This is a genomic window from Bacteroides faecis, assembly GCF_020091505.1.
GTDB lineage: Bacteria > Bacteroidota > Bacteroidia > Bacteroidales > Bacteroidaceae > Bacteroides > Bacteroides faecis.
The window spans coordinates 1,077,759-1,096,560 of record NZ_CP081916.1 but is presented as its reverse complement, the minus strand read 5'-3'; the positions used below and the strand labels follow the sequence as shown (position 1 = coordinate 1,096,560).

The window sequence follows — 18,802 nt, the reverse complement described above, 5'->3', positions numbered from 1 at the left end:
GTTAATTATTATCTTCGTCGTTTTCTATTTCCTGCCGGTCTATCCACTCTTTAAAGTGCTCCGGGTCCAGACAATCTTCCAGACGGACGTCTCCTACACGTGTGCGGATCAGTCCCGTCAGATGAGCTCCGCTGTGGAGGGCTTCGCCAATGTCACGGGCAAGAGCACGGATATACGTCCCTTTGCTGCACACCACACGGATTCGGATCATCGGTTCCGGATCGTCCAGACGGCATTCCAGCAGCTCTATCTCATCAATAACAAGCTGCTTCGCCTTTAGTTCCACATCCTCGCCTTTACGTGCCAGCTCGTAAGCGCGCTTGCCGTCCACCATGCAGGCGGAAAAGGCAGGGGGCACCTGCTCGATAGCACCCAGAAAGTGCGTCAGCGTTTCTTCCACCAGCTCCCGCGTGATATGTTCGGTAGGGTAGGTGGCGTCTATCTCATGTTCCAGATCGTACGAGGGAGTAGTAGCACCCAGCCGGAGCGTGGCTACATATTCCTTGGTGTGATACTGAAATTCTTCTATTCGTTTCGTAGCCTTACCGGTGCATACTATCATCACTCCCGTAGCAAGAGGGTCGAGCGTTCCGGCATGGCCTACTTTCAGCTTTTTCACTCCTATCCGGCGGCAGATATGGTAACGGACGTGTCCTACTACCTTAAACGAAGTCCAGCCGAGAGGTTTATTGAAAAACAGTACTTCTCCTTTTTTAAAATTCATCAGCCAATTTCTAAATTGTATCCCAGCAACAACATGATCAGGATCGTTCCGCCTACAATAATCCGGTACCAGCCAAATGCCTTAAAGCCATATTTTGTCACAAAGCTTATAAAGAACTTGATAGCCAGCAAAGCCACGACAAAAGCCACGACATTGCCAATGATAAGTGCCGGCATATTATTGAACAGAATTTCCGTACCACCGTCGAGGAAGAGTTTCAGCACCTTATATCCGGTTGCCGCAAACATGGTCGGTACTGCCAGGAAGAACGAAAATTCGGCGGCATCCTTACGTGTCAGTTTCTGCGCCATACCTCCTACAATGGTAGCCATGGAGCGGGATACCCCCGGTATCATGGCTATGCACTGAAACAAACCGATGTTGAACGCTTTTCTTTCCGTCAATACCGTATCTTCCTTTCCTTGCGAAAATATCTTGTCGCAAAACAGCATGAATATGCCTCCGATAACCAGCATCACAGCCACTATCACTACACTTTCCAGCATCTCGTCTATTTTATCGCTAAATAAGAAACCCAGCACGGCAGCAGGGATGAAAGCGACCAATAACTTCCAATAGAAATCAAATTTGTGCAGAAAGCGCTTGATGGCAGGTGTATTCTCCGGCACCGGTGCATGGTTCAACCGGAAGAAACGTTTCCAATAAAGGCAAACTACCGAAAGAATCGCACCAAACTGAATGATAACCGTGAACGCCTTTACAAATTCCGTACTTTCTACGCCCAATACGTTTTGCGCTATAATCATGTGCCCGGTAGAAGAAACCGGAAGAAACTCTGTCAACCCTTCTACAATAGCAATAATAATCGTCTCAAATGTCGTTAAATCCCCCATCTTTATTCTTCTGTTTTTTGTGTTTTAGGTTTACGCAACACTGCGTATATCATTGATAAAAAACCAAACAGGCAAACCACAGGTGCCACCTTGATTCTGCGTACACTGAAAATATCCGGTTCAAAAACCGTTTCGGACGATGTAGGGCCCGTCATCAATAGAAATCCAATAATGACAATCCCCATTCCTATTGCGAGCAAGATAAAGTTCACTTTATCGAAGGCAAATTTCTGTTTGTCAGACATAAGCTTATTTTGTTACAAGTTACTAAATTCCCAACTATATGTTATTCTCCTAAATATAATACAGCGTGTTGGCTCTCATCCTCAGATATTTATTGATAGAGAGGTAAGCGCACAGCCAGGTTATGATCACCCCGAACACCAATACGCTGCCGCATACAATCAGCATGACTTCCGGAGTAATCACCTGAATCAGCTCCTGCTCATAGGTCACCGCCCAATAGGCAGTCCCCATCAATATGGCATCGGCAAGCATACCCGCCAATATCCCGCTCCACACGTTTCTACGCAGGAAGGGCCCCCGTATAAATCCCCAACTGGCACCCACCAGTTTCATGGTATGAATAAGGAATCGTTTGGAATAGATGGCAAGTCGTATTGTATTGTTGATCAAAGCGAAGGAAATGAAGGTGAGCACCACCGCCAGTGCCAGCAGCACAAGGCTGATATTCCGTATATTTTCATTAACGGCATCAATCAGCTCTTTCCGGTAGAGCACATCCTGTATATTGGAATTCTTCTTTATCAGTTTTTCTATCTTCGCAATGCTGTCGGAATTGGCATAATCGGAGTGTAGCTTGATTTCAAGTGAGGCCGTGAAAGGGTTATATCCGAGAAATTCTTCGGGGTCTGTCCCCATCGCTTCTGTCTGTTCTTTGAGCGCCTGCTTCTTGGAGATGTATTCGGACTGCTTCACAAAAGGTTCCTGATTCAGCTTCTTCTGAAGTTTCAGAATATCCGCCTCTTTCATGTCATCACTGATGAGAATGGAGAAACTGATATTCTCGCGCACGTACACAGACATGTTGTGCGCCGTGAGCACAAAGAACACGACCAGTCCCAACAGCAATAACACCAATGTCGTACTGATACTGGACGTTATAAATTGCATGTCGAACAGTGACTTCGACTTATATCTGTTTTTATTTCCCATGCGCTATCTTTTTTTCCGGAATACGTAAATCATCGAACTGCTCCGTTCTTTCCGTCCCAAAGTACTGAACCAGGCAAGCGTCCCTACATACATCCCTTTAAGGAAACTGCACGAACTGCCGCGATGTTTCTCACTCAGCATCGACACATAAAACGCATCAAACGGCATCGGATGACGCGCCGCCATTATGAAACCATGGCGGGAAGCTAATTGCTGAATAGTGCCGGGAGTGAAATGCCAGAGATGGCGGGGGACATCGTATGCCGCCCAATACTCTCCGTAACGTTCCGCATCGTAAGAGGAACAGTTGGGTACCGCCACAATGAGCATCCCTTTTTCTGTCAGCAACTCACGAAGCATCTCCCATGTCTCATTGAGATGTTCCAGATGCTCCATCACATGCCAGAGGGTGATCACATCGAAACTGCCGGGAGCAAACTCCTGCAAAGCTGATTCAGGCTTTACGTCCAAATCGAAATGCTCTTTGGCAAAAGCACGCGCCTGCGGACTTTTCTCCACTGCCTCCACTTTCCAGCCACGGCCAACCATAGCGTCGGCAAAATAACCGGTTCCCGTACCTATATCAAGCAAACGCCCTCTTTTTCGGTGTGCCTCTCTGGCTACCAGACGCGCCTTGCGGCCCAGCATATAGGAACGTACGTAATGGTAAATGGTATTCATCGCGCCCTTGCGCGTATCAGTGTGGGAGATGTAATCGGGAGTCTCATAATACTTGCCTATTTCTGCTTCTACCGGCACACCTTGCGTGAACGTAAATCCGCAGTCTTCACACGAACACAGCTCAAACTGTTCGCCCGAAGCATAAAAATCCGTACAAGTCATGACGCGTTTCAAGTGCGTACTGCCACACACCGGACAAGCATTTATAATGAGTTTCTCCATTAATTTCTAAGCAAAATTAAGTGCTGCCCCGATTCACAAGACAACACTATTCCCGAATTTGGTGCAAAGAAACAAATAAAAAGTGACGTAACGGGCTTTCGTTAAGTACTTTTAATAATATAACGTTACTCTGACACTTATTTCAAAGTGTACTCCCAAACGGGGAGATGAAATGAAATGTGAAGCAACTTCCCGCAATCAGAACAAAACTTCTTAGTACATGAAAAATGGATAGGAATCATTGTGCAGAATCAGAAATATACAACACAAGTACGGGCTGAACTGGAAAAACGGAAGGAATCACAGTCTGCATATTTTCAAATCACACATATTTTACGTTATAAGAATCAACAAGACAGAAAATAAGGATAAAACATGAAAATAGAACGCATGTGTCACGTCTCAAGTATCAATCTAACATTCTCAGTCCATCCCACAATTGACAATATCCAGAGCAAAACAAACATCCAAAGTACCTTTTATTCTGTTCCTTTAAATGAAGCGAAATGTTTCTCACCGACCAACGAGTCGTTCCTTTAAAACCAACAAGGTGTTTCTTTAAATGAAACGCCTCCTAACATTGCTAGTTATCATGCATATTTCACCTATCTATATCCAAAAACAAGATCATTTATGCATATTCTTGCAGTGTTTTATGCAGTATTTTTTCTATTAGAATGGATTCAAACAATCTTCTTTCAATGATAATCTTAAAAATAGGACATAACTCATTCATGTACATCTTCCTAATCTGCCAGCTATTTGATTGCGCATAAAATTTATTTAATTAACTCTTGTTTCAACCATATCGGCTGTATCATTATTATTGATAAGAAATTCATAAATAGATTTATTATCTCGATAAACAATCCTTTTACTCAAACTTTGAATGATTAAACTATCCATGTGATTAATGTATGCTCTTCTTACTTTTTTACTACTATGAAACCATGCGGATCGAAAAATCAATAACGAAGTATCTCTTTTATCAATATATACCGAGTCTGCATAATTATTAGCATTATAATAGCAACAAAGTTTTATAGGTTCATTTGTTGTATTGACAAGTGATATACTCGTTAATTGGATGCAACTCATTAGAGTTAAAACTAATATAAGATAAAAAAATACTTTCATTTCCAATTTGTGCTGATTATCAATAATTGTTTCGCAAATAAAGCATATATTTCTCATAAAAAAAAGGAGGAGAATAAAATTAATTTCCTTCTCCTCCTTATTCTTACTTATAATAAGAACTTCTCCAAGGAATCTTCATCATTCTATTTCTATACTCGTCAGCTTTGTATTCTAATGTCCCTTTTGTTGTGTATACATTGTCCATCGGGTCAAAGAATCCATATTGACTGTATTCTTGAATGGTGCGTCCATAAAAGTTGGCCCATCCCATTTGATTTTGTTGTTGTATATGATAATTCTCATGGAAACGAGTACCTTCTTCGTCGTTTCTAGAATTAACATACATATTCCTACCTAATGTGATTCCACCACCTTTCATGAGTAATGTTGATAATCCTCCACCTCTATATAATCCTTCGGCACCATAGGACTTTTCAACTTTATACGGAGCACCAAATATCACATCCATCGCAATGCTTCTACTAACGCCACTGATAGCTCCCCCAACAGCATCCTGCCAAATCCGATCCGGGTCTTTATATGCGATAGCATTCACCACACCGGAAGTAAGCCCCGTAGCAGTTCCTCTCATTGAATTATAGCCTATTTCAGCCAAACTGTTTGCAAGCTTACCACCATTTACCCCCTTAAAGGTAGGAATTACAATACCAATAGCAGAGCCACCTATGACAGAATAAATATCACTCCAATTCATATCATTTCCAAATATAGCATTGGTCGCCGCAGTATTGGCTACACCGCTAAGCATATTATACCCAACAGAGTTTCCAAAAGTACCTAAAGCCGACAAACTTCCAACAGCACCGAAACCGCCACCAATTGCACCACCAACTGCACCGACACCTACGGACTTCCAAAAATTTCCACTATTCCATGGCTGCCCACTTATCAAGGTTGATACTGAGTAAGTAACCGCTGATGCTCCTGCTCCGATAACAGCTCCCCAACAAATACCATCCAATATTGCTCCTACCGGACCAAGAAAAATGCTAAAGAAAAACTCACCATTCTCATCAACATAGCACAACGGACTATTCATACAGTAACTGTACCGATTGAAAGCCTGCGTGAAATCCAGTATTTGCACATAAGGGTCAGGAGTCAAGAAATGCCCTAACACCGGATCATACAACCGGGCATTCATATTAATCACCCCGAACATTTCCAAATGCTCGTGCCCTGTATAGCCTCTGCCCAACAGTAATTTCGGAGCTGTACCAATAGTGTAAGCCTTTTGCGTCGAAGGATTACGTCTACATCCCCAGGCATCGAAATTGTTTTCTTCCACAATGTTACCCTGTGCATCTGCGATTTGCAAAACACTACCTAAATAGTCACGATGAATGAAGTAAACCGATGATGTGTCACCTTTCTTCATCAACACAGCAGAAGCGTCATAATACCCCCCACCAAGATAAAGACGTTCATGCATACCTGTACTGTCAACATCCAGTTCATAGTTGCCACCAAGATAGTAACGGGTCAGCAGATTCCGGGAATTGTCAGAATATTGCATCCGTATGCGGTCATGATTGGCATTATAAGTCAAAACAGCTTTTTGCGTGCCACGTGCGATGACAGAAGGACGCTCGGCAGCGGTATATGTAATATCAATACCGTAATTAATACGATCTTCCGATAAAGGAGCCAGTCCCGTCACTGCATAAGGACGGTTAGGATTTGTATACACCAATTCTCCCGCATCACCTTTCTGACGAATATTACCACAATTGTCATATTTCACCACTTTATCCCCAAAAGTGGAAAGGCGGTTTAAGGCATCATAACCAAAGCTCTCGACCAGACTTCTTGTTACAATTGAACGAATAACTGCGCCGCATTCCTCCAGTGACATTTTTTCAACATTCAAGATGAGATCTATCCAAGGGGCGACTTTAGTCGTGCAATCGTTCTAGCCAAATAACTATTCTGTTGTCAAGCCACTACCTTTAGAAACGACAGAAAAACAAACAAAATATACAATATCATTCAGCATGAAAACAAAGTTTCTTCATGCCAAGATAATACTAAAAGCCCCCAATAGCCAACGAATACCAGAGTAAAAACACTCATTATTATTCGCTCATTGAAATTCCACTTTCATGAAGCCCTATCATTTGTCTAAAATTATCAGCAAACTCAAGATAAGACTTTAGTCCATTATTATTAACTATGTGAGCCTCTCCATTCTCTTCCGATAATTTTTTTAATATATCTATCTCATAATCTTCAAGGTAAGAAGAAGCAGAAAGTTTTTTAATGAATTCATCTATGCATTCCAAAGCGCGCTTGTTATTACCATTCAGATAATGAAATATTGGTAATAAGTAGCCATCTCCTTGACTATATTTACCTATTTCCAAACCATAAATCAATTCTGTTCTATCTGACAGTAAATCAAGATAAGGAAAACCGTAGTTAATAATGGCATCAGCCATACTGTTCGCCTCTTTTGTCACGTCTTCATTATCAGAAAAGCGCCATTCCCTATAAGAATTTTCCGGCATCAAATAGCCAAGAGCAGATCCAACCATAAGACCAACATATTCTGGATATTTTGTTTTTTCCAAATTCCTTAGATGTAATTCCAATTTGTTGACATCCTTATATATAACACCAATAGAAGGATTCAAATATCGGACATGCTTCTCTCCATACGTAGCAATGCCAAATCCTATATTTTGAATAATATCCTCATCAGCCATTCTCACAAAATAGTCATACCCCCTTTTTTTAAATCCATATTTAACTAAACGCTCATTTAATATAGATTTAATTTTTGTCATTTGTTCTTTCATATCAATTATCTAATAAAATATTACAAATATAATTATTTTTTTCAATATCATGGAAGATTATATACAAAACTTATATACTTCCATTTATTATTTACACTCAGCCAGAAGTTCTTTGCAAATAACAACAAACAAATAAGCCTTTACATTTCACAAAAAAGTATCTGACCGAGTATAGGATATTAGAAATAGTGTTTTACTATTATTACATAGTTACCTGTATATGGTATTCCTATGTTATTCTGAAAATGAGGAACTTGCAAAGCATTTCGTCCAACAGGCGTGAATTGTGGATGATTAAAAATCATTTTAGGAAGATTAATTTTCTGATTAGGAGTAAACCCTGCACTAGCACCATTTTTAACTTCAAACAAATGTAACTTACCATCTAGCTCACCAGCAAAATCAAACCTATTACGCACCATAATAGTTTTACCATTAGAAAGAGTATGAGGTAAATCCACGCTAACTTCTGTCTGATATACAGTTCCACCATCTTCTACAAACTCTTTCATAGCTTCTTTTACACCGAGTTGCCCTTTATTATAAGAACTCATAGAAGTGCCATTCATGTTATTAAGTAAAGGATCATCCGGTAATGATTGGAGTACATTACTAGGAGAAAGAGACAAAGCTTCAGGATGCTCAATCACATTTATCGGTGTATTCTTCAACGAGAATGCATTTCTTCCTTGAGCAATATCTTGTCCAGACCATACATTCTGACCTTTAACAAACGACATACCACCGCCAATCAATCCACCTGTGACGGACCCCGCTACAGCACCATTCAATGCCCCCTTAAATCCATTAGACCAAGCATCACCAATATTTCCTCCGCCCATTAATGTATTTCCGGAACCAAGGACGAAACCTGATGTCCCACCACCAACGAACCCCCCAATAGCTCCTCCGATAAATCCGCCACCAGCGAATGCACCTCCCGTAACTGCACCAATAGCACCCGCTGCACCACCAACAGCAAAATACCCAAGCCCCTGCCAAACATTATCAATACTATCCCAATGAGTAGCTACATTGATTACTCCACCAATAACAGCCGCAGCCACAACCCACCAAAACTCACCATTCTCATCAACATAGCACAACGGACTATTCATACAATAACTGTACCGATTGAAAGCCTGAGTGAAATCCAGCATTTGCACATAAGGATCAGGAGTCAAGAAACGCCCTAACACCGGATCATACAACCGGGCATTCATATTAATCACTCCGAACATTTCCAAATGCTCGTGCCCCGTATAGCCTCTGCCCAGCAGTAATTTCGGAGCTGCACCAATAGCGTAAGCCTTTAGCGTTGAAGGATTACGTCTACATCCCCAGGCATCGAAATTGTTTTCTTCCACAATGTTACCCTGTGCATCTGCGATTTGCAAAACACTACCTAAATAGTCACGATGAATGAAGTAAACCAATGATGTGTCTCCTTTCTTCATCAACACAGCAGAAGCGTCATAATACCCCCCACCAAGATAAAGACGTTCATGCACACCTGTACTGTCAACATCCAGTTCATAATTATCACCAAGATAGTAACGGGTCAACAGATTCCGAGAATTATCGGAATATTGCATACGTATACGATCATGATTGGCATTATATGTCAATACAGCTTTTTGTATGCCGTGGGTAATGATGGAAGGACGCTCAGCAGCGGTATATACGATATCAAGATGGGACTTAACAGGGCTTTCTGCCAAAGGAGTCAACCCCGTCACTGCATAAGGATGGTTAGGATTCGTATACATTAATTCTCCAGCATTACCTTTCTGACGAATATTACCAAGGTTATCATATTCCACTATTTTCCCTCCATAACTAGTAAGGCGGTTTAAGGCATCATAACCAAAGTTCTCAGCTAGATTTCTTTTTGTATCGATACGACTCTCCAAGTTACCATTCGAGGCATTGAAATGATAGCTGTAATCGAAAAGGACAGAACCGTCAGCCCGAGTAATGCTACGCTTCACAGGTAATCCCCAATCATTGAAAGTATAACTGCGTTGCATTCCTCCGGAAGTAAGCTTCGTCAGTTGACCTTGCGGATTCTCTTCATCGTGGCGATAAACTATTGTACCATCTGCCAGACGGACTTCCGTCAGGAAACCATTTCGATAGATAAGCTGTTCGGTAGCCAAAGTACCGTTTTGCGATGTATAAGAAACAGAAGCCGGCATTCCATCATCTGTATAGGCATATGTTTTCTGCAACCATTTTCCGTCGGGAGCCTCTTCACGCTGTATTTTCAACCTTCCATATTCATCGTAGGTATTGAGCAGAGCACTGCCATTATTTGATACAGCCGAAAGCAACACATTTTCTGTATCATCATAAGTATAAACAGTAGTCAAATCCAGTGTCGTTTGCTTCGTAAGGCGACCATAGCAGTCATACTCTGTCGTTATCTCACGACCGTCTGCATCCGTTTCCTTACAGATGTTTCCCGCATCGTCATAAGCTGTACGTCTGATTCCCGCACTTGGATCTTTGATAGCGATTCTGCGACCGTACTTATCATAATAGAAACGAGTCTGAACATCTCCCGGAGCCACCGCAAGCACTGGTTGTCCATCAGGACGATAATAATAGACAATACTTCCTGCAGCATCCGTAGTTTGCGTCATCAGTCCCATTACATCATACTTGCGGATACGACGAATACCATTTTCAATAACAGTATCGGTCAAAGCACCGTAAGCGCATGAGTCTACTTTTCCGGATGCATAGTGTATAGAAGTACGACGACCGAACTTATCATACGTATAATCGTTCCAACGTGAAGGCACATTGCCTGTAGTGGGCAGCGATTCTTTTTCTAGCAGACCAGTTTTGGTATTGTATACCTTATCCGTTTTCATTTCCTGACCATCAAAGCGAATCTGTGATATACGAATTTCCCGTTGTAAAAAGTCATAATACGTTTTAGACACAGGTTTTCCGGTCTCAACAGTAGTTATTACATACAATCCCGGCTCTCCTTCTTTGCTCCATGCAGCTGATGTCTGTTTTACACTGCCATCCGGATTATGGGTTCCTACAAGGTTCCCCCAATCGTCATATACATAGCGGGTAGCACGTCCTTTATGGTCAGTACTACTCTGTAAAAAACCGGTTTCCGGATCATAAACATAATCGGTAAACAGTCCCATAGAAGTACTGTCTCTCAATAAATGTCCGTCCAAACTATAAACAAATTCTTTCGACAACCAATTTGTTGATTCATAAGAACATTGCTCCTGTTTAGTCAATTGCAGACGATCGTTATACTCACAGAGTTCTTGAGAAGTAATATTCCCATTGAAAAAATTAGTCTTTCTTACAGGCAAGTACCGATCGTCGTAGTCCGTTCTTACTTCCTGAAAGATGATTGAGTCATTACGGGAACTCTTCGTATGGGCATAATACGGAAGTCCCAATAGATACAGATCACTCATATCTACATTCTGATAACCATATGACTTCTTTTCCGTATTATGAGCATCATAGGAGATAGATGCACCAACTACTTGACCATAATTATTATATTCATACGCAGTACTCTTTTCCTTCTTGTTGAGAGCATCCTTTACCGTCTCCCTCTCTAATTTCAGGAGCACTGTCTTATCTTGCGCCTTTTCTAACACATATTTGCGTACAATTGTATCGGTAGGAGTTTCTTTTCTCACTTCGGCACTCAGCAACTCCGGATCAAACACGGAAGTCATTGTGCGTTTATTCACGATGTCTTCTGTCTCTATTTTCCTAAAACCACGAAAACCTAAACCCGTCCGGTGAAATACGGCATTCGTATAATTATAATATTCCCACGAAAGCTGCTCATTCCCTTTCATCTTCTTCAGCCATCCCGACACATACAAATGGGGAGTCATTACAGTATACGGATATCTGACATATCCCAACGATGCGTCCGGAGTACTCACATAGCGACTCTCAGGCACTTTCACAATATCCATGTAATAATGATTCGAAGTAACTCCGTAGCTATCGGTCAGGTCGTGCAACATACGCGCCTCCGACTCATTATGTGTATAATCATACACATGAAGTTTCTCATTGTCCACGCAAATCAGACTTCCCGACCAGTAATAAGATTTAGCCACATTAGCCATAGCAAACTGTGCCGACAGATTATCCATTTGCAATGAGGAACGTATATTAGGAGTCTGACTAATCTTTCCATTCACATTCAGATAAAGATCTATTTTTCCACGCACGTTACGCAACAAGTCCGGCCGGCCGTCGCTGTCTACATCTATCAGCATAAAGTTATCTCCCACTGTCTCGTAGAAACTGTAGAACAACTCCTCTGTATGCACCTTGAATCCCGGATTACTATCACTGTAAAATGAATTTCCGGTAGATATCAGAAACTTCCATTGTTTGCCGTTTTCCACATTCCAGTCAAAGACAACCAAATCCCGTTCGGTCACACTTGGATCTACCATACATTCCTGTCCGGAGGAGTGTACATAATGCTTGTATCCAGCCGCACTGGTGCTTTTCAAATTGCTTTCACTATTACATGCGCCATGACAGATACCGTCTCCCAAATGCTTGAATCCTTCCTTGCAATGTACACGGCGGGGCCCCAGAATAATATCCATATTCCCGTCACCATTCATGTCCGCCACCATCAGTTCTCTATCTTTGATAGTAGGACTTTCAAAGTTGAAGTACATGATATTGATAGCACTCGAATATGCCAGTTGCCTGAACCCGTCTCCGGTAAACTCATATACATAAAGACCGTTTATGTTAATCAAACAGATATCCGTTTTGCCATCACCGTTATAATCCATAGGGATCATTCGATCGGAATACAATGCTTTGTTGTCCGTCTGATACAGTGTAAAGTCGAAACATTCTCCGTCGTAAATAGCCTTTCGGCCATTCAGGTCGACCAGTAAGGCGCGTGACAGATATTTGTTTCGATCCGAATCATGACAACTGGATATAGCCAGCAACTCCGTTTTACCATCACCATTGAAGTCACCAAAAAGCACTTGGCGTTCGTGCACATATCCACCCCATTCCGAATATACGTAGTCTGAATGACGATTGGGATCAACGTCGTTTCCATAAACAGAAGCCACCAGCCTATCCGTACCGTTTTCTTCATAATAATTCACTTTTACCGGGACTTCCAGACCATCTCCGTTTACATCAGCCGCAACTAATTGCTTAAAACCCTTTCCAGCCGTAAAAACTACGGGAGAAACTGGATAATCGGATAAATCTTTATATATAAGCAAATGCTGGTCTTCACTATACTCGCCATAAAATACCGGATACGAGATCAGTCCGTCACTCTTTGATGTCCGGCTGAACTTGCCGCGCGACAAGGCAAGAGACCTGTAAGAACTGCCTCCCTGAGCAGAGTTCGGAAAATACCGTTCCAAATAAATAGTATTTCCGCTTAAAAACTCGATGCTCCGTCCGTCACCATACTTGAAAGATAAAGGAGCAAGTTTGCGGCTTTCGGTCTCACAATCCAACTGTACGGGCAGATTCACTCCCCTGTTTTGATAAGAAAGTCGATAACGACGCCACAGCCTACCTTTATAATAAGACTCTACCTTTTCTAACAGACGGCTATATTTAAGTGGCTTTCCGTCAGCATAACGCGTGATATCATCAGTCACATTCCGATAGGTAAATATAACAGAGTCATTATATACTCCTCCAGTTTCACCATACATTATCTTGCTAATATAGGACATATTATCCACTTGCATATATTCGTATTTTATAGACTGTCCTTTGCGATTTACACAGGAAGTCATCACATAGCTGAAAGGAGCCTGCGGAAAAGTCTTGAACAGGACAGTGTTTCCATCCGGATAGCGAGTTTCCAATGCGCCATCTGCCAATTTCTTCACTTTGACAAATCCCTGTTCGGATTGCCAGGTATCCGTGCTTTTCTTCATCAGTCGCATACCATCCAGCATTAATTTATCTTCTGAAGTAGACAACGGGGTAGCTTTTCCATCATAATAAATGCTACCGCTAACATGGTTGATAGCAGACAACCCTCCAATAGTCCATCCATACCCTAGTGCGCTTTCATTCTGCTGGCTGTTATAGCTAAATGACAGTTGCGGCTGAAAACCATCCGGGGCGGAATGAACATTTATAGGTACCTGATAGGTAACGGCACCTGTCGGACTTAAAGCATACTGAACAGGGATTTTTCCCACATCCGTATTATCCTCAGACACAGATGTATGCGCTTGCATTGGTAGAGTCACTAATAGCCCTGCCACTATAATCCTTATTTTTGATATTATATTCATAATTATTTCGTTTTGATAGTTTTTATTCGATTTCCTGACTGATCGTATTGGTATTGTATCGGACAGGTATTAATTTCTTCAGGTTTCATATCCGGTTCTTCCGGGATACCTGAACTTAGATCTGCTATAATAGTCGTTTTAATCTTTCCGTTCCGCACCGACCCATTGCTTCCCTTATATCCGGCAGCTATAAGAAAATAAGTGCCTGCCGGAAGATTAGGGATATGGAGATATGCCGCTCCGTGCGAAGCATATTCGGGAATACCCGCTTCATCAAAGTCATAAGTATCTCCTCTATCAAACATAGCTACAGTGTACATTGCATCGCTATTGTAACCCCATTCGGACTCATCACCCGGGTGGAGCGGAGCTACCAAAAATAAAGTGGTAAATGCAGTTTCCGAATCCCAGTTATGAATTCTAATATCGCCACTCGCAGTCGTTTGTAGCCTATAATACACTGCACACCCATCAGTAATCTCATATGACCCCGTTCTCGGTGAAAAATACCGGTATTGCCCATAAGCAGGCTCACTCGTATTTCGCGTATCAGTAAAAGATGACTGCCCCGCAGATAAAGTCACAGGTATTGCGTCAAGAAATCCAATTCCATTCTTTGGGGGACTTTGAGCAAATAATCCGGAATAAATGAGAGATGCCATCACTATAAAGAATATAATTCGTTTCTTCATTGTTATCTATTTATTTTAATAATTAATGTATAATGATCCCCGCTACACGAGAGCGTCGCACACTTTCGTGGCGGGGAACTGAGTATCTTGACTCAAGCTATTTTCAAAGATTCATCGCATTAGCCCCCAACACGCCTGCCACAGCCGACGCTATCGCGATAACCACCTTCAGGATCATGTCCCATACAGATTTCTTCATTGCCATCATTTACCTCCTTTCTCGTTCTTTAAATAGTTTAGTTTACTCTGTGTTTCTACCGTACCTTCTGCCACAAGTTCTTTAAATTCCTCTTCAGCATCAAAGCACGGACACGCTTTCATCCACTCTTCCGGCTCTATCTCCCCGTTACCGTTCTTATCCGGCGAGAGATCCCGGTGCCCACACACCCGGCAGTCCGGAAACTTCTCAAGCAGCTGATGTACAAGTAGCCGAAGTGCAGCACGCTGTTCCGGAGTCCGGGTATCTGCCGGGCGTCCCCGGCAGTCCAGACCACCTTCATAGCAGATTCCGATACTGTTTGCATTGAAGCCTTTCACGTGTGCACCGATACGTTCGACAGGGCGGGTGAGATGCACCGTTCCGTCTTTGCGGATGTAATAGTGATAGCCTGTTCCGTTGAAACCGCGGCGGCGGTGCATCAGGTCGAGAGCCTCCGGAGAGAGCATACGATTCCCCTGCGTGGCGGAACAATGCACCACGATCAAATTGATAGTTCTCATGTGAATTGATAATTTATCAGACAGTTAAGTCATTATTTTTAGTTAAGTCGTTGTCTTAGTTAAGTCACTGCCTTAGTCTAATTGTTGTTTCTAGTTAAGTCGTTGTTTCTAAAAATTCATAATGCAGTATAGTCTAGTCATCCGTTATGTGTGTTGCGTGTGGCGGTTCGTTATACTGTCGGATCCGGTGCTTCCTCATCGCCATCGTCGGGATTCGGGTCCGGATTTACTTCTCCACCCGGAGCGGCAGCATCAGCAAGATCGAAGCGCATACATTTCACCCCTGTCACCATGGAGCGGGTGGCTACGCTATGATCCAGATTCTTGGTAGTGCAGGGTTGGAAACGAACTGTGAGCGATGCTTGGGAGGCAGACACTTCTTTAGCGGTTTCGACACCCCTGCCACCCGCTATCATCACTATCCGGAAGGTGCCGAGCCCCTCAAGTGTCACGGTCTGAGAAGATTGCAGATGCCGGGTCAGGACGGTAATCAAGTTATCGATGGTGTTCTTTACATCTCCCCGGGAAAGGGATGAGTATTCAGCAATCTCTTCGGCTATGGTCGATGTACCGACATTACCGGTACGGACCACTCTTGGGTAGAATAATTTTTTACCACTTTTACTTACCACACTCGATTGGTACGGTTTGTATAATACAGTCATAATTGTAATAGTTTTTGTTGTTAATAAAATTGTGTTATGTTGTCCTCAAGCTTAATGACACTACAAAGATAAGGGAATGGTTTTACATGAAGAAATTATTTTCAAAAACCGTCTTAAACAAATGAATATTTTTATTTAATGCATTATATATCAAATATTTAAACTCATCAACTATCGTCCTACCGATTCATCACACTTAGCAAATACCGTCCCGGCATCTTGATTTTTCCACAACTGTCACGCAACGCACAAAATCCTTTCCAGACAGGTCCTCCGATTGCCCCAAAGTTGCTTTTTCGGATGATTGCGTACTGTTCCATAGGAGGTATCCCGTAGAGGCGCATGTTGTAAAGTAATCCATCATAGTTTCGCCCGATACCATCAGTGGGAGGTTGCAGTTCGGAGAGGGTTTCGTTGGTCCATTCCCGACGTTTGGACGGAAGGGGCGCCTCCGTGTTCTTTTCGAGAAAATTTTCCTCCTTTCCTCCTTCCTTCCCTCCTCTTTCTTCTTTTTCCTTTTCTTCTTCTCCTTTCGGGTTTCCGCTTTCCGTATTCCCGCACTCCGCCTCGGGAGAGGAAGGAGAGGGGGAATCTTTTCTATTCTTTGCTACGCTATGCTCTGCTATGCTATTCTGTGCTATGCTATGTGTACCGGATGTTACATTTTCGGGGATAAACGATCCATTTTCAGCCCTGTTAACATTTACTTCCAATTCGTCCGATCCCCCTTGTTCATCGGCAGTAACGGATGATTCCATGCTTGTTTCATTAACAGAATTTACAGTTTCACGGGGTTGGCTACTCCGGTTGCCCGCTCCGTTTTTCCCGGACGGACGAGCAAGCAGTTCTTCGCTTATCAGGCAATAGGCAGGGTCGAGATGCGAAACATTTCTGCGCTTGGTGCTGAAAAGGTACTGACGCTGTATATCGGCAGAGGTCAGAATGCCATACTTGGCATGGAGCGCAGCGTCGAATATTCCGTACTCCACGGCTAAGGAGACAATGCGCCTGATATCATCACTGGTTTTCTCGTATAGATTGGACGACAGATCTTCGTAGAAAAGCGCGTCGGCACACACATAATAACCTTCGCCCGAATAGATATAGGAAAGTACCTCTATCAGTACGGAAAGCGAAGCGTCACCTTCGCGCTTCATGATACGACGCACCAGGCGGTCGTGTATAAAATCGGTATTAAGGGGAAAATAGTCTAGTCCCTGTTTTTTTATTCGTGGCATATCAGCGAGTTTTAAATTGTTATACTTGTACCTATTACTTGTTACTTATCACTTTTCTCCTCATTCTCTCATCGCTTCTTCTTCCCGTTGCTTCTTACATTTCTGCAAGACGCTCGCCCTTACTACCTGCATGGCGTGAAGAATGAGTTCAGTTCTCTTTTCAGGATCTTCCGTACGGGTGATCACCGGATAGTTGGTACGTTCATTTACATACTGTGTATCTTCTTTCTTTTGGTAGTAGATACGGCTTCTTTCCTTGCGGCAATCTTTGCAGTAGCGGTCGAAACATTGCCGGCGTTTGTTGAAGTAAAAAGCATCCAAAGGGAGCTTGCGTTTGCATTGTCCGCAGTAGTGAGCGGTGGCGTTTTCTAAGTTATTCATGTTATCCATAATCAAAATATTACATAATGTTGACGGTGTGTATGTTTGTATGTTCCCCTATAACAGCTATTTAGAATGATACCGGTCAATTTGCCGGCAAGTACCGGTCAGGCTATTGGCCGGTACCGGTCAAGCTGCCGAATGGTACCCTCCGACAGGTTGGCAAGTACCATTCATCCAGGCGATGTGTACCTTGTCTAAGAGCTATTGAAAACAGCCATTTTACAATTTTCTATAAAATTCTCCTTCATATTCATAGTTATTACCTAATTTATGCCTATTTTTGAAACATATTAAATTTTAAATCGTCACAAATATAATACATGTTTTATATATAAAACAAATAGTTTTTAAAATTAAGAATGTTAAAACAATAAATAAACTGAGGATCAATATAATATAAACATTATTCACACCACTAAAAATATAACAAGAATAATATGGATACATTTCTAGATGTTTCGGGAATAGTAAAGCGCGCCAAGCAGGCGCTCAACTTTAAAAAGGATAGTGAACTGGCCAGTTACTTAGGTGTTTCACGTGCAACATTATCCAACTGGTGCGCCAGAAACCGGATTGACTTTCATCTGCTGCTCAACAAAATGAGAGATGTAGACCTTAATTGGCTGCTGGTTGGGAAGGGTACCCCCAGACATCGAACCAAGTTCTGTGAAAGCGATTTAGTAAGCGGCGAGGTTCAGATGATTCACAATCCTAAAACAGCAGAAGCAATGGATGACCGCAGCGTTACCCTATATGATATTACAGCTGCTGCCAACCTGAAAACGTTGCTCACCAACAAGCAACAATATATGGTAGGAAAGATACAGATCCCAAGCATTCCCCTATGCGACGGAGCCGTTTATATCAGCGGCGACAGTATGTATCCGATATTGAAATCGGGAGACATTGTAGGGTTTAAAGAGATCAACAGTTTCAGCAATCTCATTTACGGTGAAATGTACCTGGTTTCGTTTACGATCGAAGGGGATGAGTACCTGGCAGTGAAATATGTGAACCGCTCGGAAAAGGAGGGATACCTCAAGCTGGTAAGCTACAACGCTCATCACGACCCAATGGATATCCCCTTCAGCACCATCAACGCAATGGCAATCGTGAAGTTCTCCATCCGCAGGCACATGATGATGTAGTTTGACAACCACTCTCCGGTTCTCCCCA

Annotated in this window: 15 protein-coding genes; 1 reads left to right on the top strand and 14 read right to left on the bottom strand. The window is 42.5% G+C overall.

What is annotated here, in order from left to right; translation table 11 throughout:
- Position 1: 1 nt before the first annotated feature.
- The 14 genes from truB to K6V30_RS04585 form a co-directional block, all read right to left on the bottom strand.
- Positions 2-724, bottom strand: a complete 723-nt coding sequence (truB, locus tag K6V30_RS04650; RefSeq protein WP_010535958.1) for a tRNA pseudouridine(55) synthase TruB — start codon at positions 722-724, stop codon at positions 2-4.
- A complete protein-coding gene (locus K6V30_RS04645) occupies positions 724-1,578 on the bottom strand; it encodes an undecaprenyl-diphosphate phosphatase (RefSeq protein ID WP_055269311.1) in 855 nt (284 codons plus the stop codon). The genes truB and K6V30_RS04645 overlap by 1 nt, the downstream gene beginning before the upstream one ends.
- 2 nt (positions 1,579-1,580) lie before the next feature.
- On the bottom strand, positions 1,581-1,823 hold the full coding sequence (locus K6V30_RS04640) for a DUF3098 domain-containing protein (protein ID WP_055269310.1): 243 nt from the start codon (positions 1,821-1,823) through the stop codon (positions 1,581-1,583).
- Positions 1,824-1,872: 49 nt separating this feature from the next.
- Complete coding sequence (locus tag K6V30_RS04635; RefSeq protein ID WP_010535955.1) at positions 1,873-2,754, bottom strand: cell division protein FtsX; 882 nt, start codon at positions 2,752-2,754, stop codon at positions 1,873-1,875.
- Positions 2,755-2,757: 3 nt separating this feature from the next.
- Positions 2,758-3,657, bottom strand: a complete 900-nt coding sequence (locus K6V30_RS04630; RefSeq protein ID WP_010535954.1) for a methyltransferase domain-containing protein — start codon at positions 3,655-3,657, stop codon at positions 2,758-2,760.
- A 1,240-nt stretch (positions 3,658-4,897) separates the two neighbouring features.
- Positions 4,898-6,670: an RHS repeat domain-containing protein gene (locus tag K6V30_RS04625; RefSeq protein ID WP_055269309.1), complete on the bottom strand. Its 1,773-nt coding sequence runs from the start codon at positions 6,668-6,670 to the stop codon at positions 4,898-4,900.
- A gap of 220 nt (positions 6,671-6,890) precedes the next feature.
- Positions 6,891-7,613, bottom strand: a complete 723-nt coding sequence (locus K6V30_RS04620) for a hypothetical protein (RefSeq protein WP_109115110.1) — start codon at positions 7,611-7,613, stop codon at positions 6,891-6,893.
- A 179-nt stretch (positions 7,614-7,792) separates the two neighbouring features.
- Positions 7,793-13,927: an FG-GAP-like repeat-containing protein gene (locus K6V30_RS04615; protein ID WP_081030804.1), complete on the bottom strand. Its 6,135-nt coding sequence runs from the start codon at positions 13,925-13,927 to the stop codon at positions 7,793-7,795.
- A gap of 2 nt (positions 13,928-13,929) precedes the next feature.
- Positions 13,930-14,619, bottom strand: a complete 690-nt coding sequence (locus tag K6V30_RS04610) for a hypothetical protein (RefSeq protein WP_010535951.1) — start codon at positions 14,617-14,619, stop codon at positions 13,930-13,932.
- A 103-nt stretch (positions 14,620-14,722) separates the two neighbouring features.
- A complete protein-coding gene (locus K6V30_RS04605) occupies positions 14,723-14,818 on the bottom strand; it encodes a smalltalk protein (protein ID WP_149931992.1) in 96 nt (31 codons plus the stop codon).
- Between the two features lie 5 nt (positions 14,819-14,823).
- Positions 14,824-15,339 carry an N-acetylmuramoyl-L-alanine amidase gene (locus K6V30_RS04600; RefSeq protein WP_010535949.1) on the bottom strand — a complete coding sequence of 172 codons (516 nt, stop codon included), beginning with the start codon at positions 15,337-15,339 and terminating at the stop codon, positions 14,824-14,826.
- 170 nt (positions 15,340-15,509) lie between these two features.
- Positions 15,510-16,004, bottom strand: a complete 495-nt coding sequence (locus tag K6V30_RS04595; RefSeq protein ID WP_022301302.1) for an HU family DNA-binding protein — start codon at positions 16,002-16,004, stop codon at positions 15,510-15,512.
- A 179-nt stretch (positions 16,005-16,183) separates the two neighbouring features.
- Positions 16,184-17,242: a DUF4373 domain-containing protein gene (locus tag K6V30_RS04590; protein WP_022301303.1), complete on the bottom strand. Its 1,059-nt coding sequence runs from the start codon at positions 17,240-17,242 to the stop codon at positions 16,184-16,186.
- 60 nt (positions 17,243-17,302) lie between these two features.
- On the bottom strand, positions 17,303-17,623 hold the full coding sequence (locus K6V30_RS04585; RefSeq protein WP_070101318.1) for a hypothetical protein: 321 nt from the start codon (positions 17,621-17,623) through the stop codon (positions 17,303-17,305).
- A gap of 440 nt (positions 17,624-18,063) precedes the next feature.
- On the opposite strand from K6V30_RS04585, the gene K6V30_RS04580 reads away from it, so the two are divergent.
- Positions 18,064-18,774 (top strand): helix-turn-helix domain-containing protein, encoded by a 711-nt coding sequence (locus K6V30_RS04580; protein ID WP_010535945.1) that lies wholly within the window; start codon positions 18,064-18,066, stop codon positions 18,772-18,774.
- The last annotated feature ends 28 nt before the right edge of the window (positions 18,775-18,802 follow it).

Coding starts and splice junctions, on each gene's coding strand:
- K6V30_RS04605 (WP_149931992.1), bottom strand. CDS start 14,818: ATGAAGAAATCTGTATGGGACATGATCCTGAAGGTGGTTATCGCGATA.
- K6V30_RS04635 (WP_010535955.1), bottom strand. CDS start 2,754: ATGGGAAATAAAAACAGATATAAGTCGAAGTCACTGTTCGACATGCAA.
- K6V30_RS04640 (WP_055269310.1), bottom strand. CDS start 1,823: ATGTCTGACAAACAGAAATTTGCCTTCGATAAAGTGAACTTTATCTTG.
- K6V30_RS04610 (WP_010535951.1), bottom strand. CDS start 14,619: ATGAAGAAACGAATTATATTCTTTATAGTGATGGCATCTCTCATTTAT.
- K6V30_RS04600 (WP_010535949.1), bottom strand. CDS start 15,339: ATGAGAACTATCAATTTGATCGTGGTGCATTGTTCCGCCACGCAGGGG.
- K6V30_RS04590 (WP_022301303.1), bottom strand. CDS start 17,242: ATGCCACGAATAAAAAAACAGGGACTAGACTATTTTCCCCTTAATACC.
- K6V30_RS04615 (WP_081030804.1), bottom strand. CDS start 13,927: ATGAATATAATATCAAAAATAAGGATTATAGTGGCAGGGCTATTAGTG.
- K6V30_RS04625 (WP_055269309.1), bottom strand. CDS start 6,670: ATGTCACTGGAGGAATGCGGCGCAGTTATTCGTTCAATTGTAACAAGA.
- K6V30_RS04585 (WP_070101318.1), bottom strand. CDS start 17,623: ATGAATAACTTAGAAAACGCCACCGCTCACTACTGCGGACAATGCAAA.
- K6V30_RS04580 (WP_010535945.1), top strand. CDS start 18,064: ATGGATACATTTCTAGATGTTTCGGGAATAGTAAAGCGCGCCAAGCAG.
- K6V30_RS04630 (WP_010535954.1), bottom strand. CDS start 3,657: ATGGAGAAACTCATTATAAATGCTTGTCCGGTGTGTGGCAGTACGCAC.
- K6V30_RS04620 (WP_109115110.1), bottom strand. CDS start 7,613: ATGAAAGAACAAATGACAAAAATTAAATCTATATTAAATGAGCGTTTA.
- K6V30_RS04645 (WP_055269311.1), bottom strand. CDS start 1,578: ATGGGGGATTTAACGACATTTGAGACGATTATTATTGCTATTGTAGAA.
- K6V30_RS04595 (WP_022301302.1), bottom strand. CDS start 16,004: ATGACTGTATTATACAAACCGTACCAATCGAGTGTGGTAAGTAAAAGT.
- truB (WP_010535958.1), bottom strand. CDS start 724: ATGAATTTTAAAAAAGGAGAAGTACTGTTTTTCAATAAACCTCTCGGC.